The organism is Streptomyces sp. cmx-4-9, from assembly GCF_046548835.1.
Lineage (GTDB): Bacteria > Actinomycetota > Actinomycetes > Streptomycetales > Streptomycetaceae > Streptomyces.
Map to the genome: position 1 here is coordinate 117440 of NZ_JAEBEE010000009.1, position 26791 is coordinate 144230.

At 73.9% G+C, this 26791-nt stretch carries 24 protein-coding genes and 1 tRNA gene; 13 read left to right on the forward strand and 12 right to left on the reverse strand.

Translation table 11 applies throughout. From position 1 onward, the window contains the following. Positions 1 to 70: 70 nt before the first annotated feature. The 3 genes from ACLJTM_RS27075 to ACLJTM_RS27085 are packed head-to-tail and all read left to right on the forward strand — an operon-like array spanning position 71 to position 3279. Positions 71 to 844 (forward strand): SDR family oxidoreductase, encoded by a 774-nt coding sequence (locus tag ACLJTM_RS27075; protein ID WP_411106347.1) that lies wholly within the window; start codon positions 71 to 73, stop codon positions 842 to 844. Next, entirely contained in the window at positions 841 to 2619 is a 1779-nt protein-coding gene (locus ACLJTM_RS27080; protein WP_411106348.1) for an AMP-binding protein, read from the forward strand. The genes ACLJTM_RS27075 and ACLJTM_RS27080 overlap by 4 nt, the downstream gene beginning before the upstream one ends. 54 nt (positions 2620 to 2673) lie before the next feature. Further along, positions 2674 to 3279, forward strand: a complete 606-nt coding sequence (locus ACLJTM_RS27085; protein WP_411106349.1) for a TetR/AcrR family transcriptional regulator — start codon at positions 2674 to 2676, stop codon at positions 3277 to 3279. Between the two features lie 50 nt (positions 3280 to 3329). On the opposite strand, the gene ACLJTM_RS27090 is transcribed toward ACLJTM_RS27085, so the two are convergent. From ACLJTM_RS27090 to ACLJTM_RS27120, 7 genes are all read right to left on the reverse strand, one after another. Beyond that, positions 3330 to 3995 carry an acetate uptake transporter gene (locus ACLJTM_RS27090; protein ID WP_411106350.1) on the reverse strand — a complete coding sequence of 222 codons (666 nt, stop codon included), beginning with the start codon at positions 3993 to 3995 and terminating at the stop codon, positions 3330 to 3332. A 90-nt stretch (positions 3996 to 4085) separates the two neighbouring features. Next, positions 4086 to 5306 carry an acyl-CoA dehydrogenase family protein gene (locus tag ACLJTM_RS27095; protein ID WP_411106351.1) on the reverse strand — a complete coding sequence of 407 codons (1221 nt, stop codon included), beginning with the start codon at positions 5304 to 5306 and terminating at the stop codon, positions 4086 to 4088. Positions 5307 to 5317: 11 nt separating this feature from the next. Further along, positions 5318 to 6370, reverse strand: coding sequence for a phosphotransferase family protein (locus tag ACLJTM_RS27100; protein ID WP_411106352.1), 1053 nt, complete (start codon positions 6368 to 6370; stop codon positions 5318 to 5320). Positions 6371 to 6533: 163 nt separating this feature from the next. Continuing rightward, on the reverse strand, positions 6534 to 7445 hold the full coding sequence (locus tag ACLJTM_RS27105) for an MBL fold metallo-hydrolase (RefSeq protein WP_411106639.1): 912 nt from the start codon (positions 7443 to 7445) through the stop codon (positions 6534 to 6536). Positions 7446 to 7765: 320 nt separating this feature from the next. Continuing rightward, the gene (locus ACLJTM_RS27110) at positions 7766 to 8089 is read right to left on the reverse strand and encodes a DUF202 domain-containing protein (RefSeq protein WP_411106353.1); all 324 of its coding nucleotides are present in this window, start codon (positions 8087 to 8089) and stop codon (positions 7766 to 7768) included. After that, the gene (locus ACLJTM_RS27115) at positions 8086 to 8484 is read right to left on the reverse strand and encodes a YidH family protein (RefSeq protein ID WP_411106354.1); all 399 of its coding nucleotides are present in this window, start codon (positions 8482 to 8484) and stop codon (positions 8086 to 8088) included. The genes ACLJTM_RS27110 and ACLJTM_RS27115 overlap by 4 nt, the downstream gene beginning before the upstream one ends. A gap of 9 nt (positions 8485 to 8493) precedes the next feature. After that, entirely contained in the window at positions 8494 to 9015 is a 522-nt protein-coding gene (locus ACLJTM_RS27120; RefSeq protein WP_411106355.1) for an NUDIX hydrolase, read from the reverse strand. Between the two features lie 83 nt (positions 9016 to 9098). Here ACLJTM_RS27120 and ACLJTM_RS27125 point away from each other — a divergent pair, with 83 nt between their 5' ends. The 4 genes from ACLJTM_RS27125 (at position 9099) to ACLJTM_RS27140 (ending at position 16055) form a co-directional block, all read left to right on the forward strand. Then, positions 9099 to 10754, forward strand: a complete 1656-nt coding sequence (locus tag ACLJTM_RS27125; protein ID WP_411106356.1) for an FAD-binding dehydrogenase — start codon at positions 9099 to 9101, stop codon at positions 10752 to 10754. A gap of 1025 nt (positions 10755 to 11779) precedes the next feature. Next, positions 11780 to 12727 carry a hypothetical protein gene (locus ACLJTM_RS27130; RefSeq protein ID WP_411106640.1) on the forward strand — a complete coding sequence of 316 codons (948 nt, stop codon included), beginning with the start codon at positions 11780 to 11782 and terminating at the stop codon, positions 12725 to 12727. Positions 12728 to 12859: 132 nt separating this feature from the next. Continuing rightward, positions 12860 to 14404, forward strand: coding sequence for an APC family permease (locus tag ACLJTM_RS27135; protein ID WP_411106357.1), 1545 nt, complete (start codon positions 12860 to 12862; stop codon positions 14402 to 14404). Positions 14405 to 14615: 211 nt separating this feature from the next. Beyond that, complete coding sequence (locus ACLJTM_RS27140) at positions 14616 to 16055, forward strand: amino acid permease (RefSeq protein ID WP_411106358.1); 1440 nt, start codon at positions 14616 to 14618, stop codon at positions 16053 to 16055. A 126-nt stretch (positions 16056 to 16181) separates the two neighbouring features. Here the strand turns inward: ACLJTM_RS27140 and ACLJTM_RS27145 are convergent. Continuing rightward, a tRNA-Leu gene (locus tag ACLJTM_RS27145) sits at positions 16182 to 16269 on the reverse strand. A 167-nt stretch (positions 16270 to 16436) separates the two neighbouring features. Here ACLJTM_RS27145 and ACLJTM_RS27150 point away from each other — a divergent pair. From ACLJTM_RS27150 to ACLJTM_RS27160, 3 genes are all read left to right on the forward strand, one after another. Beyond that, a complete protein-coding gene (locus ACLJTM_RS27150) occupies positions 16437 to 17762 on the forward strand; it encodes a M20/M25/M40 family metallo-hydrolase (RefSeq protein WP_411106359.1) in 1326 nt (441 codons plus the stop codon). A gap of 129 nt (positions 17763 to 17891) precedes the next feature. Then, positions 17892 to 18125 carry a chaplin ChpH gene (gene chpH / locus ACLJTM_RS27155; RefSeq protein WP_411106360.1) on the forward strand — a complete coding sequence of 78 codons (234 nt, stop codon included), beginning with the start codon at positions 17892 to 17894 and terminating at the stop codon, positions 18123 to 18125. Positions 18126 to 18290: 165 nt separating this feature from the next. Further along, positions 18291 to 19340 carry a chaplin gene (locus ACLJTM_RS27160; protein ID WP_411106361.1) on the forward strand — a complete coding sequence of 350 codons (1050 nt, stop codon included), beginning with the start codon at positions 18291 to 18293 and terminating at the stop codon, positions 19338 to 19340. A gap of 41 nt (positions 19341 to 19381) precedes the next feature. Here ACLJTM_RS27160 and ACLJTM_RS27165 read toward each other — a convergent pair whose 3' ends face one another. Then, positions 19382 to 19570, reverse strand: coding sequence for a DUF5703 family protein (locus ACLJTM_RS27165; protein WP_031146791.1), 189 nt, complete (start codon positions 19568 to 19570; stop codon positions 19382 to 19384). 47 nt (positions 19571 to 19617) lie between these two features. Here ACLJTM_RS27165 and ACLJTM_RS27170 point away from each other — a divergent pair, with 47 nt between their 5' ends. After that, a complete protein-coding gene (locus tag ACLJTM_RS27170; RefSeq protein WP_411106362.1) occupies positions 19618 to 20301 on the forward strand; it encodes a hypothetical protein in 684 nt (227 codons plus the stop codon). Between the two features lie 57 nt (positions 20302 to 20358). On the opposite strand, the gene ACLJTM_RS27175 is transcribed toward ACLJTM_RS27170, so the two are convergent. Both ACLJTM_RS27175 and ACLJTM_RS27180 read right to left on the reverse strand, forming a co-directional pair. Next, complete coding sequence (locus ACLJTM_RS27175; RefSeq protein WP_411106363.1) at positions 20359 to 22641, reverse strand: ATP-binding domain-containing protein; 2283 nt, start codon at positions 22639 to 22641, stop codon at positions 20359 to 20361. Next, positions 22638 to 23621: an aldo/keto reductase gene (locus ACLJTM_RS27180; RefSeq protein WP_411106364.1), complete on the reverse strand. Its 984-nt coding sequence runs from the start codon at positions 23619 to 23621 to the stop codon at positions 22638 to 22640. The genes ACLJTM_RS27175 and ACLJTM_RS27180 overlap by 4 nt, the downstream gene beginning before the upstream one ends. 100 nt (positions 23622 to 23721) lie before the next feature. On the opposite strand from ACLJTM_RS27180, the gene ACLJTM_RS27185 reads away from it, so the two are divergent. After that, complete coding sequence (locus ACLJTM_RS27185) at positions 23722 to 24771, forward strand: LLM class F420-dependent oxidoreductase (protein ID WP_411106365.1); 1050 nt, start codon at positions 23722 to 23724, stop codon at positions 24769 to 24771. 175 nt (positions 24772 to 24946) lie between these two features. Further along, positions 24947 to 25735 carry a ferritin-like domain-containing protein gene (locus ACLJTM_RS27190; RefSeq protein ID WP_411106366.1) on the forward strand — a complete coding sequence of 263 codons (789 nt, stop codon included), beginning with the start codon at positions 24947 to 24949 and terminating at the stop codon, positions 25733 to 25735. A 12-nt stretch (positions 25736 to 25747) separates the two neighbouring features. Here the strand turns inward: ACLJTM_RS27190 and ACLJTM_RS27195 are convergent, their stop codons facing one another. After that, positions 25748 to 26782 (reverse strand): magnesium and cobalt transport protein CorA, encoded by a 1035-nt coding sequence (locus tag ACLJTM_RS27195; protein WP_411106367.1) that lies wholly within the window; start codon positions 26780 to 26782, stop codon positions 25748 to 25750. Positions 26783 to 26791 lie beyond the last annotated feature (9 nt).

Genomic DNA, 26791 nt, shown 5'->3' on the forward strand with positions numbered 1-26791 from the left:
GCCCGGACCCCTTCCGCCAGGACATACCGACTGGTTAGTCTGCCGGGGATCCGGCATCCGGCCACGAAAGGTGATCCCCGTGAGCGCGTACCAGGACCAGCGAGTCGTCGTCACCGGTGCAGGCGGCGGCATCGGAGCCGCCCTCGCCCGGCGGTTCGCCGCGGAAGGCGCCACGGTCGTGGTCAACGACCGCGACGCCGACCGGGCCGCCGCGGTGGCGGCCGCCATCGGAGCCCGGGCCATCCCGCTGCCCGGCGACGCCTCGGAGATCGTCGGAGAGGCCCTTGAGGTCCTGGGCGGCAGGATCGACGTCTACTGCGCCAACGCCGGACTCGCCTCGGGCGGCGACGCGTTCGCCGACGAGGCCGTCTGGGAGGCGGCCTGGGACACCAATGTGATGGCCCACGTCCGGGCGGCCCGGCTGCTGCTGCCGGCCTGGCTGGAGCGGGAGAGCGGGTGCTTCGTGTCCACCGTCTCCGCCGCAGGACTGCTCACCATGATCGGGGCCGCCCCGTACAGTGTCACCAAGCACGGCGCCCTCGCCTTCGCGGAGTGGCTCTCGCTGACCTACCGGCACCGGGGCGTCCAGGTCCACGCCATCTGCCCGCAGGGAGTGCGCACCGACATGCTGACCGCCGCGGGCTCGGCAGGCGACCTGGTCCTGGCGCCGACCGCGATCGAGCCGGAAGCGGTGGCGGACGCACTGTTCGACGGCATGGAGAAGGGCCGGTTCTTGATCCTCCCGCACCCCGAGGTCGCCGACTTCCACGTCGCCCGCGCCACCGAGCCGGACCGCTGGCTGACCGGTATGAACCACCTCCAGCAGAAGTGGGAGACCAGGTGACCCCCGCCGCCCCGCCGGCCGCCGCCACCGGGGCCGCGCCCGCCTCCCCGTACGCCGCCCGGCCCTGGCTCGCGCGGCTCAGCCCGGCCCAGCGCGCGCCGGTGCAGCCGCCGCCCTCCGTGCTGGAGGCCTTCCGCGAGGCCGCCGTCCGGGCTCCCGGGCGGACCGCCCTGGCCTACTTCGACGGCCGGATCTCCTACGCCGAGGCCGCGGCCCTGTCCGACTCGGCCGCCGCCCACCTGGCCGCGCGGGGGGTCCGCCGCGGGGACCGGGTCGCCGTCGCGCTGCAGAACACCCCGCACTTCGTCCTCGCCGTCCTGGCCGCCTGGAAGGCCGGGGCGGTGGTCGTCCCCCTCAACCCGATGTACAAGTCCGCCGAGGCCCGGCACGTCCTGCGCGACTGCGGGGCCGTGGCGCTGGTCTGCGCGGGGCCGGCCTGGACGGCGTACCTGCGCGAGGCCGCGGACGGCAGCGCCGTGCACACCGTGCTGACCGCCGCCGAGCTCGACCTGCAGACCCGCGACGACCCGCGGCTGCTCGCCCTGACGGCCGCCCCGCAGGGACCCCAGCCGGCGAAGCCGCGGGCGGCAGCCGGTCCGCAGGCGCAGCCGGACCCTCGGCCGGCCTCTCCCCGGGGGGAGGTACGCCCGCACACCGCCGACTTCACCTCCGTGGCCCGCCGCGGCGACCGGCCGCCTGCCGACCCGCGGCTCACCGCCGAGGACATCGCCCTCATCAGCTACACCTCCGGCACCAGCGGCACCCCCAAGGGGGCGATGAACCCGCACGGGGCGCTCACCTACAACGCGGTCCGCCAGGTCAGCGGCCACCCCGTCCCGGAGGGCGCCGCGTACTTCGCCCTCGCCCCCCTCTTCCACATCACCGGGATGGTGTGCGAACTGGCCGCCTGCTTCGCCAATGCCGGGACCCTCGTCCTGGCCCACCGCTTCGACGCGGGGCTGGTCCTGGACGCCTTCCTCGAACACCGGCCCGCCTACACCATCGGCCCGGCCACCGCGTTCATGGCGCTCGCCGCGCACCCCGGTGCCACCCGCGACCACTTCGCCTCCTTCCGGGTGGTCTCCTCCGGCGGCGCACCGCTGCCGCCCGCGCTCGTCGAACGCCTCCGCGCCGACTTCGGGTTCTACCTGCGCAACGGCTACGGCCTCACCGAGTGCACCGCCCCCTGCGCCTCGGTCCCCGCGCACCTGGAGGCACCCGTCGACCCCGCCTCCGGCACGCTCTCCGTCGGCGTCCCCGGCGCCGGCACCGCCGTACGCATCCTCGACGCCCGCGGCGGCGAGGCCCCCCTCGGCGAGGCGGGCGAGATAGCCGTCCGCGGGCCCCAGGTCGTCCCGGGCTACTGGGGGCTGCCCGAGGACACGGCCGCGGCCTTCCCGGACGGCGAACTGCGCACCGGCGACATCGGCTTCATGGACGCGGACGGCTGGCTCTACGTCGTCGACCGCAAGAAGGACATGATCAACGCATCCGGTTTCAAGGTCTGGCCGCGCGAGGTCGAGGACGTGCTCTACACCCACCCCGCGGTCCGCGAGGCGGCCGTCGTGGGGGTGCCGGACCCGTACCGCGGGGAGAGCGTGAAGGCGTACGTCAGCCTCCGGCCCGGTGCCTCGGCGGATCCGGCGGAGCTGTCCGCCTACTGCGCGGCCCGGCTCGCCGCGTACAAGTACCCGCGGCAGGTGGAGATCCTGCCTGTGCTTCCGAAGACGACCAGTGGCAAGATCCTCCGACGGGAACTGCGCGACCGCGGCTGACGACAGCCGGGCGGCCGGGCAGCCGGCGACGACAGGAAAGGACAGGTCCGCGCCATGGCGGCCAGAACCACGGTGCCCGAAGGCACGCACGAAGCCCCGGTGCCGCAGCGGCTGCTGGCCGTGGCCACCCGGTTGTTCGCCGAACGCGGCTACGACCGCACCTCGGTCCAGGAGATCGTCGAGGCGGCCGGGGTCACCAAGGGCGCGCTCTACCACTACTTCGGGTCCAAGGACGACCTCCTGCACGAGGTGTACGCGCGCATGCTGCGCCTGCAGCAGCAGCGCCTGGACGCCGTCGCGGACTCCGACGCCCCCGTGGCGGAGCGGCTGCGCACCGCGGCCGCCGACGTGGTCGTCACCACCATCGAGAACCTCGACGACGCGCAGATCTTCTTCCGGTCCATGCACCAGCTCAGCCCGGAGAAGTTCAAGCAGGTCCGGGCCGAGCGCCGGCGCTACCACGAGCGTTTCCGGGCCCTGGTCGAGGAGGGCCAGCGCGCCGGGGTGTTCTCCACCGCGACCCCCGCCGACCTGGTGGTGGACTACCACTTCGGTTCGGTGCACCACCTGTCCACCTGGTACCGCACGGACGGCCCCCTCACCCCGCAGCAGGTCGCCGACCACCTGGCCGACCTCCTGCTGCGCGCGCTGCGCCCTTGAGCCGCCCCCCGCCGGGCCGGGCCCGGCGGGGGAGGACGGCGGGGCCGGGGTCAGCCCAGCGGGAGCACCTTGCGGCCCCAGGTCTGCGCGGTCACCACGGCGAGGGAGACGTACCAGGCGATGCCCGCGCACAGCAGGCCCAGGAAGCCGCCGGTGCGGGTCAGGGCGGTGGCCTGCGCGAGGTCGCCGAGCGCGAGGAAGAGGAAGGTCAACGCCAGGACGCCGAAGAGGAGCCGGTGGGCCAGGTCCAGTTTCAGGGCCGCGACGGCCATGGCGGCGGTGAAGACGAACCAGGCCACGAGGAACCAGCCGGTGGCGGTGTGCGCCTGGCCGGCGGGCAGGGTCGGGACGACGAACTGCACGTAGCCGGCGAAGGACATCCAGAACGCGCCGTACGAGACGAACGCGGTGGTCCCGAAGGTGTTGCCGCGGCGGAACTCCAGCACGCCGGCGACGAACTGCGCGAGGCCGCCGTAGAAGAGGGCGAGCGGCAGAACGACGGCGCTGAGGGCCGCGTTCGGGACCAGGCCCGAGTTGAAGAGGCTGAGCACGAAGGTGGTCAGGGCGAAGGCGGCCAGCCCGAGCGGGGCGGGGTCGGCGAGGCGGTCCGCGGGGGCCGCGGCCCGCACCGGCGGGACCTCGGCGGCCGGGGCGGCGGGGGCGGCCGCGGCGGGTGCGGGGGCCGCGGTGGGGGCGGCCAGGGTGGGAGCAGACATGGCTGTGCGCACTTTCCGTGGGGGGCATGTCGAATATATCGGACCTGCGGAGTGGTCTAAACCACTCCGCAGGTCCCCCCGCGGCCTGCGTCAGAGATGGCGCTTGAGCTCCCGCCGCGCCAGCGAGCGCTGGTGCACCTCGTCGGGACCGTCCGCCAGCCGCAGCGTCCGGGCGGCCGCCCACAGCTCCGCCAGCGGGAAGTCCTGGCTCACGCCGCCCGCCCCGTGCAGCTGCACGGCATCGTCCAGGATCCGCACCACCGCCCGAGGGGTGGCGATCTTGATGGCCTGGATCTCGGTGTGCGCTCCGCGGTTGCCCACCGTGTCCATCAGCCAGGCCGTCTTGAGCACCAGCAGCCGCAGCTGCTCCACGCTGACCCGGGCGTCCGCGATCCAGTTCTGGACGACACCCTGCGCGGCCAGCGGCTTCCCGAAGGCCGTCCGCCCCACCGCACGCCGGCACATCAGCTCGATGGCCCGCTCCGCCATGCCGATCAGCCGCATGCAGTGGTGGATCCGGCCCGGACCCAGCCGCGCCTGGGCGATGGCGAAGCCGCCGCCCTCCTCGCCGATCAGGTGCGAGGCCGGCACCCGCGCACCGTCGAAGACCACCTCGGCGTGGCCGCCGTGGTCGTGGTCCTCGTACCCGTACACCGTCATCGCCCGGCGCACCTCGACCCCCGGGGTGTCCCGCGGGACGAGGACCATCGACTGCTGGCGGCGCGGGTCGGCGCCCTGCGGATCGGTCTTGCCCATCACGATGAAGATCTTGCAGTCCGGGTTCATCGCCCCGGAGATGAACCACTTGCGCCCGGTGACCGCGTACGTGGAGCCGTCGGCGGAGCGCTCGATGCGGGTCTCGACATTGGTCGCGTCCGAGGACGCGACCTCGGGCTCGGTCATCGCGAAGGCCGAGCGGATCTCACCCGAGAGCAGCGGGTGCAGCCACTGCTTGCGCTGCTGCTCGTCGCCGAACTGGGCGAGCAGTTCCATGTTCCCGGTGTCCGGGGCCGCGCAGTTGAGGGCGGTCGGCGCCAGGTGCGGGCTGCGGCCGGTGATCTCCGCGAGCGGGGCGTACTGGAGGTTGGTCAGCCCGGCGCCGTACTCCGCGTCGGGAAGGAAGAGGTTCCACAGGCCCTGGCGGCGCGCCTCGGCCTTCAGTTCACCGATGACGGCGGGGGTGTCCCAGGGCGAGGCCAGCCGTGCGCGCTGCTCGGCGGCGACGGGTTCCGCCGGGTAGACGTACTCCTCCATGAACGCGAGGAGCCGTTCGCGGAGTTCCTCGGTCCGGGCGTCGAATGCGAAGTCCATGGGTGGATGCCTCAGCCTTCCTGCGGTTCCTGAAGAGTGGTCAGTCCGTGCGCGATGAACACCGGCACCAGCTCGCCGATGCGGTCGAAGCCCGCCCCGACGGTCTGTCCGAGCGTGAAGCGGTAGTGGATGCCTTCGAGGATCACCGCGAGCTTGAACCAGGCGAACGCCGTGTACCAGGCGATGGCCCCGGTGTCCCGCCCGGAGCGGGCCGCGTACCGCGCGATCAGTTCGGCCGGCGCCGGATGGCCCGGAGCCCCGCTCGTGGTGCTGACCGGCGATCCCGTCAGGCCCAGGTCCGAGCTGTACATGACCAGCAGACCGAGGTCGGTCAGCGGATCGCCGAGCGTGGACATCTCCCAGTCCAGCACCGCGCGGATTTGGTCGTCCGGGCCGCCGATCAGGACGTTGTCCAGCCGGAAGTCCCCGTGCACCACGGTCGGGGCCGGCGAGTCGGGCAGGGTCCGGCCCAGCGCGGCGTGCAGCTCGTCGATCCCGGGCAGTTCCCGGCCCCGGGAGGCGGCGAGCTGCTTGCCCCAGCGGCGCAGCTGGCGGTCGAGGAACCCCTCGGGCCGCCCGAAGTCGGCCAGCCCCACCGCCTGCGGATCCACGGCGTGCAGCTCCACCAGCGTGTCCACCAGGCCCAGTACGGCCCGCCGGGTGCGCTCGGGGCCGAGCTCCGCGAGCTGCTCCGCCGTCCGGAAGGGCACCCCGTCCACGTACTCCATGACGTAGAAGGGGGCGCCGAGCACCGACGCGTCCTCGCAGAGCAGCAGCGGCTCGGGCACCGGTACGGCCGTGCCGTGCAGCGCCTCGATCACCCGGTGCTCGCGCCGCATGTCGTGCGCCGTGGCCAGGACGTGCCCGAGCGGCGGCCGGCGCACCACCCAGCGCGCGGTCCCGTCGGTGATCTCGTACGTGAGGTTCGAGCGGCCGCCCTCGATCAGCCGGCCGCGCAGGGCGCCCGCCACGAGCCCGGGGCGCGCACGGTCCAGGTGGCTGCGCAGCCGCTCCAGGTCGAGGCCCTTGGGGCCGGCCGGGGGCAGGGCGGGATCTGCGGTCATGGTGGCGCACCTCCGGAGGGGGCGGACGACGACGGGCTGCGGGCGTGCATGCCAGGAGCCATCATGCCGACCAGTCGGTATGTCGTCCAGAGGGCGGCCCCTTTCCGCCCCCGGATCAGGGTGCGCGCCACCTCCGTCCCGGCCTCGGACCCGGGGCCCCGCCTCACGCGTGGCACAGGATCGGTACGCCGCCGTTCATCACCGTCATGTCGCTCAGCACCGCCAGGAAGTCCAGCGGCGCCCCCTCCGGCTCGCCGGCCAGCTCCGCGTACGCCCGGTGCAGGTTGGCCACCAGCCGCTCGCTCTCCCGCCACGCCGCGAAGGCGCCCAGGTCGGCCCCCTGCGCGGTCTCCAGCGGGGACAGCCCCTGCGACCGGCCCTCCCGGGCGAGTTCGGCCACGTACCGCAGGTAGCGCTCGGTGGCCTCGTACGCCGAGGGGTCGGTCAGCGGTCCGTGCCCGGGGACGACGGTCTCCGCGTCCAGCGAGCGCAGCAGCTCCAGCGCCCGCAGCGAACCGGCCAGCGAGCCCATCGCCAGGAACGGGGTCCCCTCGGCGAAGACCAGGTCCCCGGTGAACACCACACCCTGCCCCGGCAGCCACACCACCGAGTCCCCGGTCGTGTGGGCGGTCCCCGGGTGGAGCACCTGCACCTCGGTCCCGCCCACGTGCAGGGTCAGCCGGTCGCGGTAGGTGAGGTCGGGCGCGGTGATCTCCACCGCGCCGAAGTCCGTCCCGGGCCAGATCATCTCCAGCTGGTGCCCGGCGGCGAGCTGCTCGGAGCGTGCGCTTTCGTGCCCGACCACCACCGCCTGCGCGGCGAACACGCCGTTGCCGTAGGTGTGGTCCCCGTGGTGGTGGGTGTTCACCACGGTCCGGGGGAACGGCGCTCCGGCCGCCAGCACCGCCTCCCGCAGCGCCAGCGCCCGCCGCTCGGTGGCGGCGGTGTCCACGAGCAGGGTCCGGCCGCCGTCGCTGACGAAGCCCGCGTTGTTGAGGCACCAGCCGCCGTCGGGCTGTATGTAGGCGTGCACGCCCGTGGCGAGCTGGACGAGGTACGGCTCCGCTACGGTCATCTGCGCGCTCCCCGGGTCGAAATGACAGGCCGTCGGCATCCTGCCAGTCGCCGCGGCGCCGGGGGAGGGCGGGTGGTGTCCGCAGTCGGGGCCGTGGGTGTGCGCGTGCGGGGGGTGTTCCAGGTGCCGGGTCGTCATGGGGCCGACGCTGGTGCGGGCCGCCCCCGATGGTCCCGCCTTGTCCGAGCGGCACACACCAGGCGGACCATCCGACCGTATGCTCAGGCGGACCACCCGACCGTCCGCTCAGGCGGGCCATCCGACCGTACGCTCAGGCGGACCATCCGACCGTACGGTGAGTGGATCATCCGACCGTCCGCTCAGATGATCACCGCCACCGCGAAGACCGCCAGCGCCGCCGTACAGGCCGCCAGCGCCAGCGCCGCCCGCGGAGCGAGCCCCTGCAGCCGGTCCGCCGCCAGCCCCCGGATCCGCCGGTGGGCCACCGCCAGGAACACCAGCCAGACCAGCGCGATCACCGCCGTCCCGGCCACCTCGACCGGCCCGCCGGACCCGCGCAGCGCCTGCCGCAGCGCCAGGACCGCCACCACCGAGCAGGCCAGCGTCGTACGCCGCCACGCGAGCCGGGTCCGCTCCGGCTGCAGTCCGGCGTCGCGGACCCCGCCGCCGCCCGGACCGTTCACCGGCCGGTGGTCCAGCCCAGCAGCACCACCACGACCATCCCCACCGCCACCAGCCCGACCCCCAGGCTCAGCACCACCGGGAACCGGGACAGCGGCAGGTCCTCGCCCCGCCGCATCGCCCGCTCGCACCGCACCCAGTGGTTCACCGCCCGCACCGCGCAGGCCGCGCCCACGGCCAGCAGCGCGAAGGCCATCCCGACCCGCACCCCCCAGCGCAGGTCCGGCAGGAACTGGTCCACGGCGAAACCGCCGCCCACCAGGGCCAGCGCGGTCCTGATCCAGGCCAGGAAGGTCCGCTCGTTGGCGAGCGAGAAGCGGTAGTCGGGGGTTGCGCCCTCGTCCCTCAGCCGCGCGGGTGCGAACCAGAGGCGCACGTCCTTGACGAAGTCGATCACTTGGTCAATCTACTGGCGCGCAGCCCGGAACGCCTGCAGCCGCCGGTACCCCTCCAGCCCGTCCGGCACCCACGCCCAGGACCCGTCCGCGATGCGCCGCTCCACCTCCGCCTCCGGGAGGAACGCGTGCCAGTCCACCTCCGAGACCTGCGGAGCCACCGGAAGCTCGCACCGCACCTCGTGCACGTACGACCACCAGGCCCCGCCCGGCCCCTCGTAGAGGAACTTGAACAGCGGCTCGGGCTGCGGGAGCCCCGACACCCCCAGTTCCTCCTCGGCCTCCCGCAGGGCGGCCGAGGCGTAGTCCTCCCCGGCGCCCGCCACCCCGCCCACGAACATGTCGTAGTACGCGGGGAACACCAGCTTCGAGGCCGTCCGGCGGTGCACGAAGATCCGCCCCCGGGCATCTCTGGCCTGCACGAACACACAGCGGTGCAGCAGCCCGCGGGCGTACACCCCGCCCCGCCGGGCCTGCCCCGTCACCCGGTCGTCACGGTCCACCACGTCCAGTACCTCGTCGGCTGCATCCATGGACCGATCAAACCACCGCTGTTGACTGGTTACCGCTCCGTAGCAAAGGATCTGCCCCACCACCGACGGAGGACGGGTAGCGCATGACGTACGACGCAGACGTGATCGTGATCGGGGCCGGGCTCGCGGGTCTGGCGGCCACCGCCGAGCTCGTCGATGCGGGCCGCAAGGTCATCCTGCTCGACCAGGAGCCCGAGCAGTCCCTCGGCGGGCAGGCGCACTGGTCCTTCGGCGGGCTCTTCCTCGTGGACTCGCCCGAGCAGCGCCGCATGCGCATCAAGGACCACCGCGACCTCGCCCTCCAGGATTGGATGGGCACCGCCGGTTTCGACCGCGAGGAGGACGCCTGGCCGCGCCGCTGGGCCGAGGCGTACGTCGACTTCGCGGCAGGTGAGAAGCGGGCCTGGCTGCACGCGCAGGGCGTCCGCTTCTTCCCCGTGGTCGGCTGGGCGGAGCGCGGCGGCTACGACGCCGACGGCCACGGCAACTCCGTCCCCCGCTTCCACATCACCTGGGGCACCGGCCCCGGCCTGGTCGAACCCTTCGCACGGCGGGTCAGGGCCGGGGCGGCCCGCGGCCTGGTCCAGTTCCGGTTCCGCCACCGGGTCACCGGCCTGTCCCGCACCGCCGGGGCCGTGGACACGGTGACGGGCGAGGTGCTGGAGCCCTCCGACGCCGAACGGGGCGCCGCGAGCAGCCGCGAGGCCACCGGCGCGTTCTCGCTGCGCGCCCAGGCCGTGATCGTGACCAGCGGCGGCATCGGCGGCAACCACGATCTCGTACGCGCCCAGTGGCCCGCCCGGCTCGGCACCCCGCCGGCGCGGCTGCTCTCCGGGGTCCCCGCCCACGTGGACGGGCTCATGCTCGGCATCGCGGAGGCGGCGGGCGCCAGCCACATCAACAAGGACCGGATGTGGCACTACACCGAGGGCATCGAGAACTGGGACCCGATCTGGGCCCGGCACGGTATCCGCATCCTGCCCGGCCCCTCCTCGCTCTGGCTGGACGCGACGGGCAGACGGCTGCCGGTCCCGCTCTTCCCCGGCTTCGACACCCTCGGCACCCTCGACCACATCATGAAGACCGGCCACGACCACACCTGGTTCGTCCTCAACGAGCGCATCATCGGCAAGGAGTTCGCCCTCTCGGGCTCCGAGCAGAACCCCGACCTCACCGGCAGGTCGGTGCGCGACGTCGTCAACCGGGCGCGGCTGGCCGTACCGCGACCCGTCCGGGCGTTCATGGAGCGGGGTGCGGACTTCGTGGTGGAGCGGGACCTGTCCGCGCTGGTGCGCGGCATGAACGCGGTCACCAAGGAGGACCTGATCGACGAGGCCGCCCTACGCGGCGTGATCACCTCCCGGGACCGGGAGATGGCCAACCCGTTCACCAAGGACCTCCAGGTGACGGCCATCCACGGGGCGCGCAAGTACCTCGGGGACCGGCTGATCCGCACCGCCGCCCCGCACCGCATCCTCGACCCCGCGGCCGGGCCGCTGATCGCGGTGCGCCTGTCGGTCCTGACCCGCAAATCCCTCGGCGGCCTGGAGACCGACCTGTCCTCGCGCGTCCTGACCCCGCAGGGCGAGCCCCTGCCGGGCGTCTACGCGGCGGGCGAGGCGGCCGGCTTCGGCGGCGGCGGCGCGCACGGCTACCGCGCCCTGGAGGGCACCTTCCTCGGCGGCTGCCTCTTCTCGGGCCGCACGGCGGGCCGAGCGGCGGCCCAGGCCGTGAGCTGAACCTGACCCCAGAACCGCCCCCGCCTGCCCACCCGGGTCCCCGGCCGGGCGGGCAGGCGGGGCGCGGAACGGGTCCGTCCCGACGCCGCCGGCCCGGGCGGTCGCCCGGCAGGCCCCGGGCTGACGCCATCGCGCCCGCGGGACCCCGGGTTCACGCCACCCTGCCCGGGCTGGCAGGCGGGACGCGGAACGGAGCCGTCTACCGCCGTCTCGACGCCGCCGGCCCGGGCGTTCCGCCCCGCGGGGCCCCCGGGCTCGCGCCACCCCGCCCCGGGGCTCCCGCCCGCCGCCCGCCCCCGGGGGCCGGGCCTCCGGGCTGACGCCATCCCCCCGCCGGGCCCCGCGGGCTCACGTCACCGCGCCCCCCCGGCCCCCGGGCTCGCGCCACCCCGCCCCGGGGCTCCCGCCCGCCGCCCCCCGGCGCCGAGCCGTTTCCTCGGGGCGGCCCGGGCGGCCGGGGCGTGGGGAAAAGGGCGCCATTCAGCCACTGACGCATACCCCTCGGCCCCGCCCGCGGCGCCCCGGGGGCCGGGCCCGGCCGGACGTCCCATCCGTACCTCCCGCCCCTCCGCCACCATCGGCGCCGCCGCGCCCGGCCGCCGGGGGCGCTCCGCGCGGCGGCCTCGGCACGGGTCCGCCCGCGGCCCCGGCCCGGCCGCGGACCCCGGGCGCCGGCCCGCGGCAGCCCGGGCACGGCGGCGACCAGCGCCTCCCGCGGCGCCCCGGGACCGCCGGACGGGCACCCCGGCAGACCGCGTCCCGCCACCGCCCCCTCGGCCCGCGAAGCGGCTCCGCGGGGCTCCGCCACGGCCCCCGGCCCCCGCGGGCCGTCCGTCCGCTCCCGCCCGGACCCGCCAACTCCACCCCTCGCACAACCAGTTGAAACGCGCCACCCCGTGGCCTGGACCTTGACTCGGAGCTGTGCGTACCGGTTTGCTGTGCGTGATCATCCGGATGCGCTCACCCGTGTGGTCCTGCGCATCCCCACACCCGCCCGCGCCCGTGTCCTGGAGGGAAACCCGCGGATGTCCCCGCCTCCGCCGCCCCTCGGCCGCGCCCGCAAACGGGACGCCCAGCTCTTCGACCCCGCGCTGTGCGACGCCGAACTCGTCGACGTGCGCGCCCAGTTCAGTCAGGGCCGCTGGTCCAAGGCCCGTTCCCTGCTCGCCGGCACCGCCGACGACTGGGACCGCCGCGGCCACCGCGTCGTCGTCCTCGCCGAAACCCCCGCGGCCACCGCGTGGGCCGGTGAATGGCTGCTCGCCGAACCCGACAGCCCCGACGCCGTCACCCTCCTGGCCTGCGCCGCCGTCTTCACCGCGCTGCGCCGCAAGGGTTCGCCCGACGCCGCCGAGGAGGCCTGCCGCCGGGCCGCCGCACTGCTGCCCGCCGATCCCACGCCCTGGCTCGGGCTGCTGCTCCTCTCGCGCGCCTTCGGCACCGAGGAGGAGTTCAGCCGCCACTTCGACCAGGTGCGGGCCCGCCACCGCGAGCACCACCACGCCCACCACCTGATGGTCGCCAAGCTGGCCGAGCGCAGCCCCGCCGCCGGCCACGACCCGCTGCACGAGGTCTACGACTTCGCCGCGTGGGCCGCCGAGGAGTCCCCGGCCGACTCCCCGCTGGCCGTCCTCCCCGTCATCGCGCACGCCGAGCGCTACCGGGTGCTCGCCGCCGAGCACGGGCACACCTTCAGCAGCGCCGCCGAGCACTGGTCCGGCCGGCGGGCCCGCCAGGTGCTGCGCTCGGCCTTCGACTGGTGGCTGGAGTGGGAGCGCGAGGACCATCCGCGCAACCGGGTCGACCTCAACTTCCTCGCCCACGCCAAGCTGTGCGAGGGCCGTCCCGCCGAGGCCGCCGCCCTCTTCCACCGCATCGGCAGCCACGCCACCCGCGCCCCCTGGTCCTATCCCGACCTCGACCCGCACAAGGCCTTCCTCGCCGCGCGCAGCGCCGCGCTCGGCACCGCTTGACCCCATGAAGGCGACCTCTTCCGCCGCTCCGCAGCCCCGGACGCGCACCGCCGGCGCAGACCCCTGCGGCAACGCCCCGGGACACACGGCAAAGCACGCCCACCGAGAACCGCACCCCGAAAGGACGGCGCCATGCCGACGGGCAGATCCACCACGCTCCACGCCGCACCCGAGATCCGCACGTACAAGGGCCAGGATCGGGCGCTGCGGGCCGACCGCCTCGGCACCGCCGGCCTGCTGCTCTCCGTACTCGCCGCCAGCGCGCCGCTGATGGTGGTCGCTGGCGTCATGCCCACGACCTTCGGCGTCATGGGGATCGTCGGCCAGCCCCTGCTGTTCGTCGCCCTCGGCCTGGTCCTCGCGCTCTTCAGCGTGGGCTACGCCGAGATGAGCCGCCACGTCCACAACGCCGGCGCCTTCTACGCGTACATCGCCCGCGGCCTCGGCCCCACCGCCGGGGCCGGCGCCTCCTTCGTCGCCCTCGTCGCCTACAGCGCGATGCAGTGCGGCGTGTACGGCATCCTCGGCTTCGAGGTCTCCGGACTCTTCGCCACCTACCTGGACATCGAGCTGGCCTGGTGGATACCGGCCCTGCTCGCGGTCGCCGCCACCGGAGCCCTCGGCTGGCTCAAGATCGACCTCAACGCGAAGGTGCTCGGCGTCCTCCTGCTCATCGAGTGCGCCCTCGTCGTCGTCTTCGACGCCGCGGCCCTCGCCGACCCGGGCCCCCAGGGCCTGTCGCTGCACGCCTTCAACCCCGAGACCCTCGGCGGGGCCGGCCTCGGCACCGCCCTGTGCTTCTGCATCGCCGCCTTCGTCGGCTTCGAGCAGTCCCCGGTCTACGCCGAGGAGACCAGCAAGCCGCACATCGTCGTCTCCCGGGTGATGTTCCTCGCGGTCGGCTTCGTCGCCCTCTTCTTCGCCTTCAGCGCCTGGGCCCTCACGGTGGCCACCGGACCCGGCGAGGTCGTGCGGACCTCCGCCGAAGCGGGCCCCGGCCTGCTCTTCCAGCTCACCGAGTCCCGGCTCGGCACCACCTTCACCGACGTCCTGCACGTGCTCTTCGTGACCGGCATGTTCGCGGCGATGCTCAGCTTCCACAACGTGGTCGCCCGCTACGCCTTCGCCATGGGCCGTGAAGGACTGCTGCCCGCCGCCTTCGGCCGCACCAACGCGGGGACCGGAGCCCCCGGTACCGGCTCCCTCCTGCAGACCGTCGTCGCCGCCCTCGTCGTGACCGCCTTCGCCGTCACCGACGACCTGCCCGCCGGTGACCCCACCGCCCCCGTTCTGCACCTGTTCACCTGGATGGGCAGCGTCGGCGCCCTCGGCGTGACCCTCCTCATGGCCGCCGCCTCCTTCGCCGTCATCGCCTTCTTCGTACGGCGCGGCACCGCCGCGGCCCAGGTCTGGCGGCTCGCCGCCGCCGGAGCCGCCGGGCTCGCCCTCCTCGGCATCGCCGTGTACACGGTCAAGGACTTCGGTGTCCTGGTCGGCGCCGGGAAGGGCTCCGCGCTCAGCTGGATCCTGCCCGCCGTCATTGGGAGCGCCGCGGTCGCGGGCCTGCTGTACGGGGCGCTGCTCCAGCGCCGCCGCCCCGAGGTGCACGCCCGCATAGGCCTGGGCAACGAGGCCTTCCGCCTCGACCAGGCAGCAGAGGCCACCCCCGGCGCCTGACCTCGCTTTCAGCCCTCTACGAAGCCCCTGACGCCCGTTTCCAAGGTCGTCGGGGGCTTCGGTGCGTGAGGGTCCGATTTTGGCGGCTGGCGGAGGCTCATGGTCTATTGGGGCGACAAAAACACCGGACCACGCCACAGGGGACACCACCCAGCTCCCCTGCGGCGCATTCCGGGCCTGCCGTCCGACCCCCACGAAGGCGAAGTCATACATGAGTGACCGCACCTTGACCGAGGCCCCCGCCCCGGCGTCTTCCCGCCATGTCGACGCCGGTGACGAGGGCTACAGCAAGGACCTCAAGTCCCGCCACATCAACATGATCGCCATCGGCGGGGCGATAGGCACCGGCCTGTTCCTCGGCGCCGGCGGCCGGCTGGCCGGCGCGGGCCCCTCCCTCGCCATCGCCTACGCGGTGTGCGGCGTCTTCGCCTTCTTCGTCGTCCGGGCCCTCGGCGAGCTCGTCCTCTACCGCCCCTCGTCCGGAGCCTTCGTCTCCTACGCGCGCGAGTTCATGGGCGAGAAGGGCGCCTACACGGCAGGCTGGCTCTACTTCCTGAACTGGTCCACGACCACCGTGGCCGACATCACGGCCGCCGCGACCTACGCCCACTTCTGGTCGCTGTTCACCGACGTCCCCCAGTGGGTCCTCGCCTTCGTCGCCCTGGCCGTGGTCCTCACCGCCAACCTGATCTCGGTGAAGTACTTCGGCGAGATGGAGTTCTGGTTCTCCCTGGTGAAGGTGGCCGCCCTGGTGGTCTTCCTGCTCGTCGGCATCTGGCTGGTCGCCACCAGCCACCCGATCGACGGCCACGTCCCGGGCCTGGCCTCCATCACCGACAACGGGGGCCTCTTCCCCGCCGGCGTCCTGCCGATGCTCCTGGTCATCCAGGGCGTGGTCTTCGCGTACGCCTCCGTCGAGCTCTGCGGAGTCGCCGCCGGCGAGACCGAGAACCCCGAGAAGATCATGCCGAAGGCGATCAACTCGATCATGTGGCGCGTGGGCATCTTCTACGTCGGCTCGGTCGTCCTGCTCGCCCTGCTGCTCCCGTACACCGCGTACTCCTCCGACCAGAGCCCCTTCGTCACGGTCTTCGACAAGCTCGGCGTCCCCGGAGCTGCGGGCATCATGAACCTGGTCGTCCTGACCGCCGCCCTGTCCAGCCTGAACTCCGGCCTCTACTCCACCGGCCGGATCCTGCGCTCGATGTCGCTCTCCGGCTCCGCTCCCAAGTTCACCGGCGTCATGAACCGGGGCAAGGTCCCCTACGGCGGCGTCCTGTTCACCGCCGCCTTCGGCGTCGCGGGCGTCGGCCTGAACTACTTCATGGAGGAGGAGGCCTTCGAGATCGTCCTGAACTTCGCCTCCCTCGGCATCCTCGGCACCTGGGCGATGGTCATGATCTGCTCGCTGTTCTTCTGGCGCAGCGCCCGCCGGGGCACGGTCGAACGCCCCGCCTACCGGCTGCCCTGGGCCCCGTACACCCAGATCGTCACGCTGGTCTTCCTCGTCACGGTGCTGGTGCTGATGTGGTGCGACGGCGGAGTCGGCCGCACCACGGTCATGTTCGTGCCGCTGATCGCCGCCGCCCTGGTCGGCGGCTGGTTCCTGGTCCGCGGCCGGGTCGCCGCCCTCGCGTCCGCCCGCGACTGACACCGGCGCCACCCCGGGGCCCCGTGCCCGGCCGACGGCCGGCGCGGGGCCCCGGCCGTCAGGGGACCGGCGGTCCCCTGACGGGCGCCCAACGCAAAGAACCCCACCGAAGTGGGGTTCTCTGTGTGGTGTCCGAGGGGGGACTTGAACCCCCACGCCCGATAAAGGGCACTAGCACCTCAAGCTAGCGCGTCTGCCATTCCGCCACCCGGACAAGGTGTCTGTCTCGCGTCCCTCGCGGGCCGTTCCGACGTGGAAAACATTACCAAACATTCCGGGGGCCTCGATCACACCCCCCGGCGGCCGGGGATCGCCCTTGGGGAGAACGGCCCGGGGGGTGAGGATGGAGGCAGTTCGGTACTGAGCAGTGGGAGGAACAGCGTGAGCGAGTCGAGCGCGGGCAGGACCGTCTGCGGCGAGGACGAGGTCGTCGACCTCTGCCGGGACCTCATCCGGATCGACACCAGCAACTACGGGGACCACTCGGGCCCGGGCGAGCGCAAGGCCGCGGAATGGGTCGCGGAGAAGCTCGCCGAGGTCGGGCTGGAGCCGCAGGTCTTCGAGTCGCACAAGGGGCGCGCCTCGACCGTCGCGCGGATCGAGGGGGAGGACCCGTCGCGGCCGGCACTGCTGATCCACGGGCACACCGACGTGGTCCCGGCCAACGCGGCGGACTGGACCTACGACCCCTTCGCGGGCGAGATCGCCGACGGCTGCCTGTGGGGCCGCGGCGCCGTCGACATGAAGGACATGGACGCGATGACGCTGGCCGTCGTACGCGACCGGATGCGCAGCGGACGCAAGCCCCCGCGGGACATCGTGCTGGCCTTCCTCGCCGACGAGGAGGCCGGCGGCCTGTACGGGGCCCGGTACCTGGTGGACAAGCACCCCGGGCTCTTCGAGGGCGTCACCGAGGCCATCGGCGAGGTCGGCGGATTCTCCTTCACGGTCAACGAGAACCTGCGCCTGTACCTCGTGGAGACCGCCCAGAAGGGCATGCACTGGATGCGGCTCACGGTGGAGGGCACCGCCGGCCACGGCTCCATGACCAACAACGACAACGCCATCACCGAGCTGTGCGAGGCCGTGGGGCGGCTGGGCCGCCACCAGTGGCCGGTGCGCGTGACCAAGACCGTGCGGTCCTTCCTCGACGAGCTCTCGGACGCGCTCGGAACCCCGCTCGACCCCGACAACATGGACGCGACCCTGGCCAAACTGGGCGGCATCGCCAAGATGGTCGGCGCGACCCTGCGCAATTCGGCGGCGCCGACCATGCTGGGCGCCGGCTACAAGGTCAACGTCATCCCCGGCCAGGCCACGGCGCACGTGGACGGCCGCTTCCTGCCGGGCTACGAGGACGAGTTCTTCGCCGACCTCGACCGAATCCTCGGACCGCGGGTCAAGCGGGAGGACGTGCACGGGGACAAGGCGCTGGAGACGGACTTCGACGGGAAGCTCGTCGACGCCATGCAGAGCGCCCTGAAGGCGGAGGACCCGATCGCACGGGCCGTGCCGTACATGCTCTCGGGCGGTACGGACGCCAAGTCCTTCGACGACCTCGGCATCCGCTGCTTCGGCTTCGCCCCGCTCCAGCTGCCGCCGGAGCTGGACTTCGCCGGGATGTTCCACGGGGTGGACGAGCGGGTGCCGGTGGACGGGCTGAAGTTCGGCGCACGGGTGCTCGACCGATTCATTGACAACGCCTGAGATTCGGATCGGTGTGCGCATTCCACTGAGAAGAGTGAATGCGCTCATACGCTCGTAGCCCCGGTGATCCCTCCTCGTTACAGGGGGTGCGGTCCGCGGCTGGGACCGCATTGCCTACTAGGAGGAACAATGATCAAGAAGGTTGTAGCCGCTGCGGCTGCCACGGGTGGCCTGGTTCTCGCGGGTGCGGGTCTGGCTGTTGCCGACGCGGGTGCCCAGGGTGCGGCCATCGGCTCCCCCGGTGTTGCCTCCGGCAACGTCATCCAGGTTCCGGTCCACGTCCCGGTGAACGTGTGCGGCAACACGATCTCCGTCATCGGCCTGCTGAACCCGGCCTTCGGCAACACCTGCGTCAACGCCTGACGCGTCTGAAGTTCTTGGCCCCGGAGCGCATTCCAGCGCTCCGGGGCCGCCGGGCTTTCGGGGCCCGGTCCATCCGACTTCCGGCGCACCGGGCGGGGGAGCCCGGACGGCCGGGGCCGCCGGCGGCGGCCGCCGATCCACGTACACACCAGGGGACGAACTCAGATGCGACGACCGGCACAGGTCACCAGGAAGACCCTGATCACCATGGCTGCCGCGGGGGGTGTCCTCGCTCTCGGCGGGGGCTACGCACACGCGGATTCCGGTGCCTCGGGACAAGCGGCGAACTCACCGGGCCTGCTGTCCGGCAATGCGCTGCAGGCGCCCGTGGACGTACCGGTGAACGCCTGCGGGAACACCGTGACGGTGGTGGGAGGCCTGAACCCGGCCTTCGGCAACCACTGCGCGAACCTCCCGGGCAAGAAGCCGAACCACCCGAACCACCCCGGTAACCCGGGTCACCCCGGCAACCCGGGCACTCCGGGTCATCCCGGCAACCCCGGCACTCCGGGTCACCCCGGCCACCCGGGCCACCCGGGTCACCCGGGCGATGACGACGAGCCTTGCGACGACCACCCGGGGAACCCCGGCAACCCGGGGAACCCCGGCAACCCCGGCAACCCCGGCAACCCGGGGAACCCCGGGAACCCCGGAAACCCCGGGAACCCCGGGAACCCCGGGAACCCGGGGAACCCCGGCAACCCCGGCAACCCCGGCAACCCGGGGAACCCCGGTAACCCGGGGAACCCCGGTAACCCCGGCAACCCGGGGAATCCCGGTAACCCGGGGAACCCCGGCAACCCGGGGAACCCCGGCAACCCCGGCAACCCGGGGAACCCCGGCAACCCCGGGAACCCGGGCAACCCCGGTAACCCGGGCAACCCGGGCAACCCCGGTAACCCGGGGAACCCCGGGAATCCTGGCAACCCGGGCAACCCCGGCACCCCGGGCACCCCGGGCACCCCGGGCACCCCTGGGAACCCCGGCACCCCCGGTGCCCCCGGCACCCCCGGTGCCCCCGGCGGGCCGGCCGGGCCCGGGGGCGGTTCCGTCACGCCCGGCCAGGGCAACGGCAGCGGGGGCCACGGGGCAGGTCAGGGCGGGCTGCTGGCGGCCACCGGGGCCGGGGACGTGCTCAGCGCGGGCCTCCCGCTCGCGGGCGGCCTCCTGCTGGCCGGCGCCGTGCTCTACCGGCGGGCCCGCAGCGCCGCCTGACCGGCGTCGCGCCCGGCGCGGGCCCCCACCCGGGGCCCGCGTCACCAGGTCGCGCGGACCTGGCGGATGATCCGGCGGCGCAGCCGCACCCTGCGGCTGCCGTCCCGGTGCAGCGTCAGCCGGTCCAGCTCCCAGTTCCCGTACTCGGCATGGTCGGTCAACAGCCGGGTCGCCTCCTTGCGAGGGACCCCGCGGGGCACGTACACGTCGACAAATTCGTATTCCGGCATCGCATCTATTGTGCGGGCGGAGCCCTGCTACGGATAGCGTCTGCTCCATGTCTGATGCCGCTCTGCCCACTGTTGCCGAGGTACGCGCCGCCGCCGAGGCGGTCAAGGCCGCTCTCGACCGCCACCTCGCCGCGGTCGAGAGCAGGACCGGGGACGAGGACCCGGAGGTCTACGCCGCGTTCAACGAACTCGCCGCGGCGGCCGAGGAGTACGACGAACTCCTCTACGACCGGTACGACGAGGTCACCCCCTTCGAGATCCCCACGCCCGACGACGGCGTCCCGTACACCGGTCCCGCCGATCCCACCGCCTTCAGCGTGCTCATCCGCCGCGACTACGCGGTGGTCGAACCGCCGCGGCTGATCGCCCAGGCCGAGCGCGTCGCCGCGCACGACCGGGATGCCGAACTCGTCGAGGACGGGGGCACCGCCGGTGCGCTGGGCGTCCTCTTCGGGGAGTACGAGCCCGACGAGATCGCCTCCCGCTACAAGGAGTTCGGTCTGGAGGAGGGCGACTCCACGCTCTGGATCGCCGCCTCGGAGGAGGTGGCTGAACCGGGGGAGTGGCTCGACTCGCCCTTCGCGCAGACCGATCCGGAAGACGTGCTGCACCGCTTCGACGTCAGCTCCGTCTTCGACGAGGAGGCCGAGGACGCGGAAGAGGACGAGGTCGAAGACGAAGACGAAGAGGAGGGCGACGAGCCGGCACGGCAGGGACTCACCTCCGCCTGACCCGGCCCGCACGCCGGACACCGCGGCCCCCGCCCTGCCGGGCGGGGGCCGCGTCCGTCACTGCGGCTGTTCGCCGGCCGGGGCTGCCAGGGCCTTCAGCAGGCCCGTCAGCCGCGTCGTACGGGGCTTCGGCGGGACCTGCGCCACCGCATGCGGCAGGGCCTGGTCCACGCCGTGCACCACGGACAGGTGCCGCTGCGCCCGCCCGAAGGCCGTGTACACCCAGTCCCGCGACAGCGCCTGCGCCGCGTCGCCCGGCAGCACCACGACCACGGCGGGCCAGCGCGCGCCGGCCGCCTGGTGCGCGGTCACGGCCCAGCCGTGCCGGACCCGCGACTCCACCTGCTCCTTCGGTACGACCAACCGCCCGCCCGCACCCTCCAGGTGCAGCCCCTCGGCGTCCGCCGACAGCACCCGGGCCGGTACGGCCCGGCCGGGCGAGGGCACGTGCACGACCCGGTCACCGGGGTCGAAACCGCCGAACCGGCCCGGTCCGGGGTTCAGTCGCTCCTTCAAGGCGGCGTTCAGGGCGCGGGTGCCCGCCGAGCCGCCGTGGCCCGGGGTGATCACCTGCACGGTGTCGGCGTCGACCCCGAAGGCCCGCGGAACCGACTCCGACACCAGCTGCACCGTGCGGTGCACCGCCTCCGCCGCGTCCCGCACCGGGACGATGACGACCTCCTTGCCGGGGGCGTCGACCTGGTTCAGCTCGCCGATGCCGATGCCCGAGACGAGCTCGCCGAGCGGGCCCGGGTCGGGGGTGCGGGAGACCACCTGGGGGCAGGTCCGCGCCGCCAGCAGATCGCCGAACACCCGGCCCGCCCCGGCGGACCCGAGGACGCCGGGGTCCCCGCTGAGCACCAGCCGCGCCCCGTCCGGAACCGACTCCACCAGGGCGGCGGCGCTCTCCACGTCCAGCTGCGGGGCGTCCAGGACCACCAGCAGGTCCACGGCGAACCGCCCGTCGGCGTCCCGGCCCGGGCCCTGCGTCCCGGCCAGCAGGTCCGCCACGGCGATCCCGTCGGCGGAGGGGGCGTGCGCGGCCAGGCAGACGCGCAGGCCCTGCTCCCGGGCCGCCGCGAGCAGGGCGAGGGGCTCGGCCCGGGCGGCCTCGCCGCCGGTGTGGGCGACCAGGCCGTGCCCCGCGACCGCGCGGACCAGCTCGGCGCCGGGCCCGGTGGCCCCGGTGGCCCAGTCCGCGGGGCCCTCGAAGGTGTTGACGAGCCGGGCCAGGCCGTCGGCCAGGCTCTCCTCGGCCATGGCGGAGCCCTCCAAGCCCACCAGGAGCCGTACGGGCTGCTCCTCGCCCTCCGGGACCGGCGGGCCCAGCGGCTCGTGGAAGACCAGTACGGAGCCCTCGGCGACGGCCGCCTCGACGGCCTCGGCCGGGTCCGGCACGCCGTACTGGGCCAGGGCCTTCTCCAGCAGCGGGACCTCCAGGACGGTGTGCCCCTTGAGCCCGGCCTGGACCAGCAGCCAGCCGACCAGGGCGCCGGTGCGGCGCCCGTCCCCCGGGCCGGCCCCGGAGCCCAGCAGGGCGCGGGCGAAGCCGTCGGCCTGCGCCGGGCGGACCGCGGTCAGGGAGAGCAGCAGCCAGGGGTTCGCGGCAAGCTCCTCGGCGGCGCCCTCGCCGAGTGCGGCGGCCGCCTCGGCGGCCAGGGCCTCGGGGGCGGCGCCGCGGGCCAGGACGGCCCGCACCTCCTCGACCGTCCCGGGCGCAGCCGCCGCGGGCGCGGGCGCCGGGGCGGGGGTGCGCGGGGCGGCGGGGGCGGCGGCGGGCCGGCGCGGCGCCGGGGGAGCCTCGTCGAAGAACTCGGCAGGGGGCTTCGCGCCGCCCTCCACGGCCCGGACCGCGGCCAGCAGGTCGGCGGCCTTCCCGCTCAGCTTCGCGCCGGCCTCGACGGGCGCCTCCCGCTCCGCCTTGCGCCGCGCGATCCGCTCCCGCTCGACCTTCTGCGCGGCCAGCTCGGCCTGGGCCTCGGTCAGCCCCGCGCCCGCGGCGGGCGCCCCGTCCGCCCCGGCGGCCGGCTCCCCGTCCGCGTCCGCCCCGTCGGCCGGCTCCCCGTCCTCCCCGTCGGCCCCGCCCCCGGAGGGGCCGGCCTCCGCTGCCGCCTCGCCCCCGGCCCCGGCTGAAGGCCCCGGCCCGGCGTCCGTTTCGGTCTCCGTCCCGGTCTTTGTCCCGGAGTCCGTCCCGGTGTCCGTCCCGGCGCCGGCGGCGGGGGACTCCCCGGCGGCCTCCGCCGGGCGGGCGTCCTGGGCTTCGGCGGGCTGGGCGGCCGGGGCCGATGCCTGCTCCGCTTCCTCCGTGGCAGCGGGCTCGGCCTGACGGTCCGTACTCACAGCGTGCTCCAGTCCTGATCGGGATAGCGGTGCACGGGCGCCGACACATCGTCCAGCGCCCGGCAGATCTCCTCCGGAAGACTAAGGGCCTCCACCGACAGCGCCGCCACGAGCTGCGCGGCCGTCCGCGCGCCGACAACCGGGGCGACCACCCCCGGCCGGTCCCGGATCCACGCCAGCGCCACCTGCAACGGGGTCACCGCCAGGCCCTGGGCCGCCGTGGCCACCGCGTCCACGATCCTTCCCGCGGCCTCGTCCAGGTACGGCTCCACGAAGGAGGCCAGGGTCTCCGAGGCGCCCCGGGAGTCCGCCGGCACGGCGCTGCGGTACTTGCCCGTGAGCACCCCGCGCCCCAGCGGGGAGGAGGGCAGCAGGCCGATCCCCAGGTCCAGCGCGGCGGGCAGCACCTCGCGTTCGACGCCCCGCTGGAGCAGCGAGTACTCCATCTGGGTCGACGCCAGCCGGGTCCGCACCCCGGGGGCGGCGAGCTGCCAGGTCGCCGCCTTCGCCAGCTGCCAGCCGCAGAAGCCCGCCACGCCGGCGTACCGGGCCCGGCCGCTGCTCACCGCCAGGTCCACCGCCTGAAGGGTCTCCTCCAGCGGGGTCGCCGGATCGAAGGCGTGCACCTGCCAGAGGTCGACGTAGTCGGTGCCCAGCCGGTCCAGGGAGGCGTCCAGGGCCGCCAGCAGGTGCCCGCGCGAGCCGTCGACCCGCCGGTCGGGACGGCGGACGCCGCCCGCCTTTGTCGCGATCACCAGGTCCCGGCGCGGGACGAGGCCGCCGATCAGCTGCCCGAGGAGGTACTCCGCCTCCCCGCCGCCGTAGGCGTCGGCCGTGTCGACGAGCGTGCCGCCGGCCTCCCAGAAGGTCTTCACCAGCTCGCCGGCGGCTTCCTCGCCGGTGTCGCGGCCCCAGGTGAGGGTGCCGAGGCCGATCCGGGAGACGCGCAGTCCGGTGCGGCCGAGATGCCTCTGCTCCATGAGCGCTGAGACTACTGGGGCACTGACGCAACGGACCTTGGCGCGCTACAGTCCCCGCAGACCTACGTTACTGATCGGTACACCGGTAAGGGGACGACACATGCGGCTCGGCATCAATCTCGGCTACTGGGGTGCGGGCATGGACGCCGACAACCTCGCCGTGGCGCAGGAGGCCGACCGCCTCGGCTACGACGTCTGCTGGGCGGCCGAGGCCTACGGCTCCGACGCCCCGACGGTGCTGGCCTGGGTCGCGGCCCAGACGCAGCGCATCGACGTCGGCTCCGCGATCCTCCAGATCCCGGCCCGCCAGCCCGCCATGACCGCGATGACCGCGGCCACCCTGGACTCGCTCACCAAGGGCCGCTTCCGGCTCGGCCTGGGCGTCTCCGGCCCGCAGGTCTCCGAGGGCTGGTACGGCGTCACCTTCGACAAGCCCCTGGCGCGGACCCGCGAGTACGTGGAGATCGTCCGCAAGGCGATGAGCCGCGAGCGCCTCTCCTACGAGGGCGCGCACTGGACCCTGCCGCTGCCCGGCGGCCCCGGCAAGCCCCTCAAGCTGACGGTGCACCCGGAGCGGGAGCACATCCCCCTCTACATCGCGGCGATCGGCCCGAAGAACCTGGAGCAGACCGGCGAGATCGCCGACGGCGCGCTGCTGATCTTCCCCGCGGCCGAGCACCTGGAGGCCACCGCGCTCACCCACATCCGGGCGGGCCGCGAGAAGGCCGGACTGACCATGGAGGGCTTCGACGTCTGCCCGACCGTGCCGCTGGCCCTCGGCGAGGACGTGCACGCGCTCGCCGACGTGTTCCGCCCGTACACCGCCCTGTACGTGGGCGGCATGGGCAGCCGCAAGCAGAACTTCTACAACCAGCTGGCCCGGCGCATGGGCTACGAGAAGGAAGCCGCCGAGATCCAGGACAAGTACCTGGCGGGCGACAAGACAGGCGCCGCCGCGGCCGTACCGCACTCGCTGATCGACTCGACCACGCTGCTCGGCTCCGTCGAGCGGATCGCGGACGGCATGCAGGCCTACGCGGAAGCGGGGGTCACCACCCTCACGCTGGCCCCGGCCGGGTTCACCCTCGACGAGCGGGTCGCCGCCCTGCGCGCCGGCACCGAGGCCCTGGAGCGCGCCGGACTGGCGTAGGTCTGCGGCCGTGGTGGGGGCTCGGGGGGTCTTCCCCGCCACGGCCGGCACAGGCAACAACGCGCACGGCGCCCGCCGGGTTACGCACCCGGGCGCATCGCCCCGGTTCGTTCATTCGGACGAGTCGGGCGACTCCTCGGTTGCCCGCGCCGGGGAGCGGCGTTTGACTCGGTGCATGCTCTCTGCCCGCAGCCTGTTCCAGGAGATCGTCGAGAACGACGACTCCTTCCAGCTGTTCTGCTCCATCGCCGCCAGCGGGGAGTCCCAGGGCGGCTGGGAGAACGCCCGCATCGCCGCCCTCGTGCCCCCCGCGATGAGCGCCCTCGCCCCCAAGATCAGCCGGCACGGCGCGGACGAGGACAAGCACGGGCGGATCTTCAACGCCCTGCTCCGCAAGCGCGGACTGCCGCCCGTCCCGGTGCCGCCGGCGGCCGACTACACGATGCTGCTGGAACGGCGCGGCATCGGACTCGCGCACGCCACACTGCGCCGCGAGGAGCCGCTGACCGAGCAGGACATCGTGGTCTACCTGGCGCACAGCCGCGTCACCGAACAGCGCGCCGCCGACCAGATGGAGATGCTGGTCCGGCACTTCGGCGACCATCCGGAGCTCGGCAAGGCCATCCGGATGATCAGCCACGACGAGGACAACCACCTCGCCTACTGCCACGAGGAGCTGCTGCGCCTGGCCGGCGCCGGGCACGGCCGCACCATCCAGCGGGTGCTGCGCGAGAGCGCCCTCGCCGAGATCCAGGTCCACCGGGACGTGAGCCTCGCCGTGATGGGCCGCATGGGACGCCTGCTGCGCTGGCCGGCGCCCAAGGCCGCCGCACTCGCCGCCGGCATCCACGCCCTGTACGCGTACGAACGGTTCAGCGGCTGGCACCGGATGGTGGACCTGCGCATGCCGCAGCGGCGCAACGCACTCGGCGGCGCCCCCCTCACCAGCCCCGAGTTCGCCTGACCGGGCCGCCCGCTACAGCCAGCCCCGGCGCTTGAACAGCCGGTGCAGCCCGAAGCAGACGGCCGCCATGAGGGCCACCACGCCCGGGTAGCCCCAGGGCTGCCGCAGCTCCGGCATGTGCTCGAAGTTCATCCCGTAGATGCCCGCCACCATCGTGGGGACGGCCGCCATGGCCGCCCAGGCCGAGATCTTGCGCATGTCGTCGTTCTGCCGGACCCCCATCTGCGCCAGGTGCGCGGCGAGCGCGTCCGACAGCAGCCGGTCCAGCCCCTCGACGTACTCGTTCGCCCGCGTCAGGTGGTCGGCCACGTCACGGAAGAACGGCTGCGCCCCCGCGTGGACGAAGGGCACGCTCCCGGCGGCGAGCCGGTCCATCGGCTGCAGCAGCGGGCTCGTCGCCCGGCGGAACTCCAGGATCTGCCGCTTGAAGGCGTAGATCCGGGCCGCGGTGTTCTTGGTGTCCGCCGCGTTCGGCGCGAAGACGTCGGCCTCCAGCTCCTCCAGGTCCGCCTGGAGCTCGGAGGCCACCTCGATGTAGTGGTCCACCACCGCGTCCGAGACCGCGTAGAGCACGGCCGTCGGGCCCTGCCGCAGGACCTCCGGCTCCTGCTCCAGCCGGTGGCGCACGGCGGCCAGCGGAGCCCCCTCGCCGTGCCGGACCGTGACCACGAACGAGTCGCCGATGAACAGCATCAGCTCGTCCGTGGTGACCGTGTCCGCCGCGTCGTCGTACACGACCGGCTTGAGGACCACGAACAGGGAGTCGTCGTACACCTCCAGCTTCGGCCGCTGGTGTGCGCCCAGCGCGTCCTCCACCGCCAGCGGGTGCAGGCCGAACTCCGCCTTGACGTGGTCGAATTCCTTCTCCGACGGCTCGTGCATGCCGACCCACAGGAAGGCGTCACCGGTCGCCCTCGCCGCCTGGAGGGCGTCCGAGAAGTCCACGGGCCCCTCGGTACGGCGGCCGTCCCGGTAAATCGCGCAGTCGACAATCACCGGCGCATTCTCCCCCGCCCCGGCCCGGCCCGCACACGGATGACACGGCATACCCTGACC

Bases quoted from the DNA above. Each gene is read 5' to 3' on its own strand.
- ACLJTM_RS27085 (WP_411106349.1), top strand. From the start codon at position 2,674: ATGGCGGCCAGAACCACGGTGCCCGAAGGCACGCACGAAGCCCCGGTG.
- ACLJTM_RS27090 (WP_411106350.1), bottom strand. From the start codon at position 3,995: ATGTCTGCTCCCACCCTGGCCGCCCCCACCGCGGCCCCCGCACCCGCC.
- ACLJTM_RS27095 (WP_411106351.1), bottom strand. From the start codon at position 5,306: ATGGACTTCGCATTCGACGCCCGGACCGAGGAACTCCGCGAACGGCTC.
- ACLJTM_RS27100 (WP_411106352.1), bottom strand. From the start codon at position 6,370: ATGACCGCAGATCCCGCCCTGCCCCCGGCCGGCCCCAAGGGCCTCGAC.
- ACLJTM_RS27105 (WP_411106639.1), bottom strand. From the start codon at position 7,445: ATGACCGTAGCGGAGCCGTACCTCGTCCAGCTCGCCACGGGCGTGCAC.
- ACLJTM_RS27120 (WP_411106355.1), bottom strand. From the start codon at position 9,015: ATGGATGCAGCCGACGAGGTACTGGACGTGGTGGACCGTGACGACCGG.
- ACLJTM_RS27125 (WP_411106356.1), top strand. From the start codon at position 9,099: ATGACGTACGACGCAGACGTGATCGTGATCGGGGCCGGGCTCGCGGGT.
- ACLJTM_RS27130 (WP_411106640.1), top strand. From the start codon at position 11,780: ATGTCCCCGCCTCCGCCGCCCCTCGGCCGCGCCCGCAAACGGGACGCC.
- ACLJTM_RS27135 (WP_411106357.1), top strand. From the start codon at position 12,860: ATGCCGACGGGCAGATCCACCACGCTCCACGCCGCACCCGAGATCCGC.
- ACLJTM_RS27140 (WP_411106358.1), top strand. From the start codon at position 14,616: ATGAGTGACCGCACCTTGACCGAGGCCCCCGCCCCGGCGTCTTCCCGC.
- chpH (WP_411106360.1), top strand. From the start codon at position 17,892: ATGATCAAGAAGGTTGTAGCCGCTGCGGCTGCCACGGGTGGCCTGGTT.
- ACLJTM_RS27160 (WP_411106361.1), top strand. From the start codon at position 18,291: ATGCGACGACCGGCACAGGTCACCAGGAAGACCCTGATCACCATGGCT.
- ACLJTM_RS27165 (WP_031146791.1), bottom strand. From the start codon at position 19,570: ATGCCGGAATACGAATTTGTCGACGTGTACGTGCCCCGCGGGGTCCCT.
- ACLJTM_RS27170 (WP_411106362.1), top strand. From the start codon at position 19,618: ATGTCTGATGCCGCTCTGCCCACTGTTGCCGAGGTACGCGCCGCCGCC.
- ACLJTM_RS27180 (WP_411106364.1), bottom strand. From the start codon at position 23,621: ATGGAGCAGAGGCATCTCGGCCGCACCGGACTGCGCGTCTCCCGGATC.
- ACLJTM_RS27185 (WP_411106365.1), top strand. From the start codon at position 23,722: ATGCGGCTCGGCATCAATCTCGGCTACTGGGGTGCGGGCATGGACGCC.
- ACLJTM_RS27190 (WP_411106366.1), top strand. From the start codon at position 24,947: ATGCTCTCTGCCCGCAGCCTGTTCCAGGAGATCGTCGAGAACGACGAC.
- ACLJTM_RS27195 (WP_411106367.1), bottom strand. From the start codon at position 26,782: ATGCCGTGTCATCCGTGTGCGGGCCGGGCCGGGGCGGGGGAGAATGCG.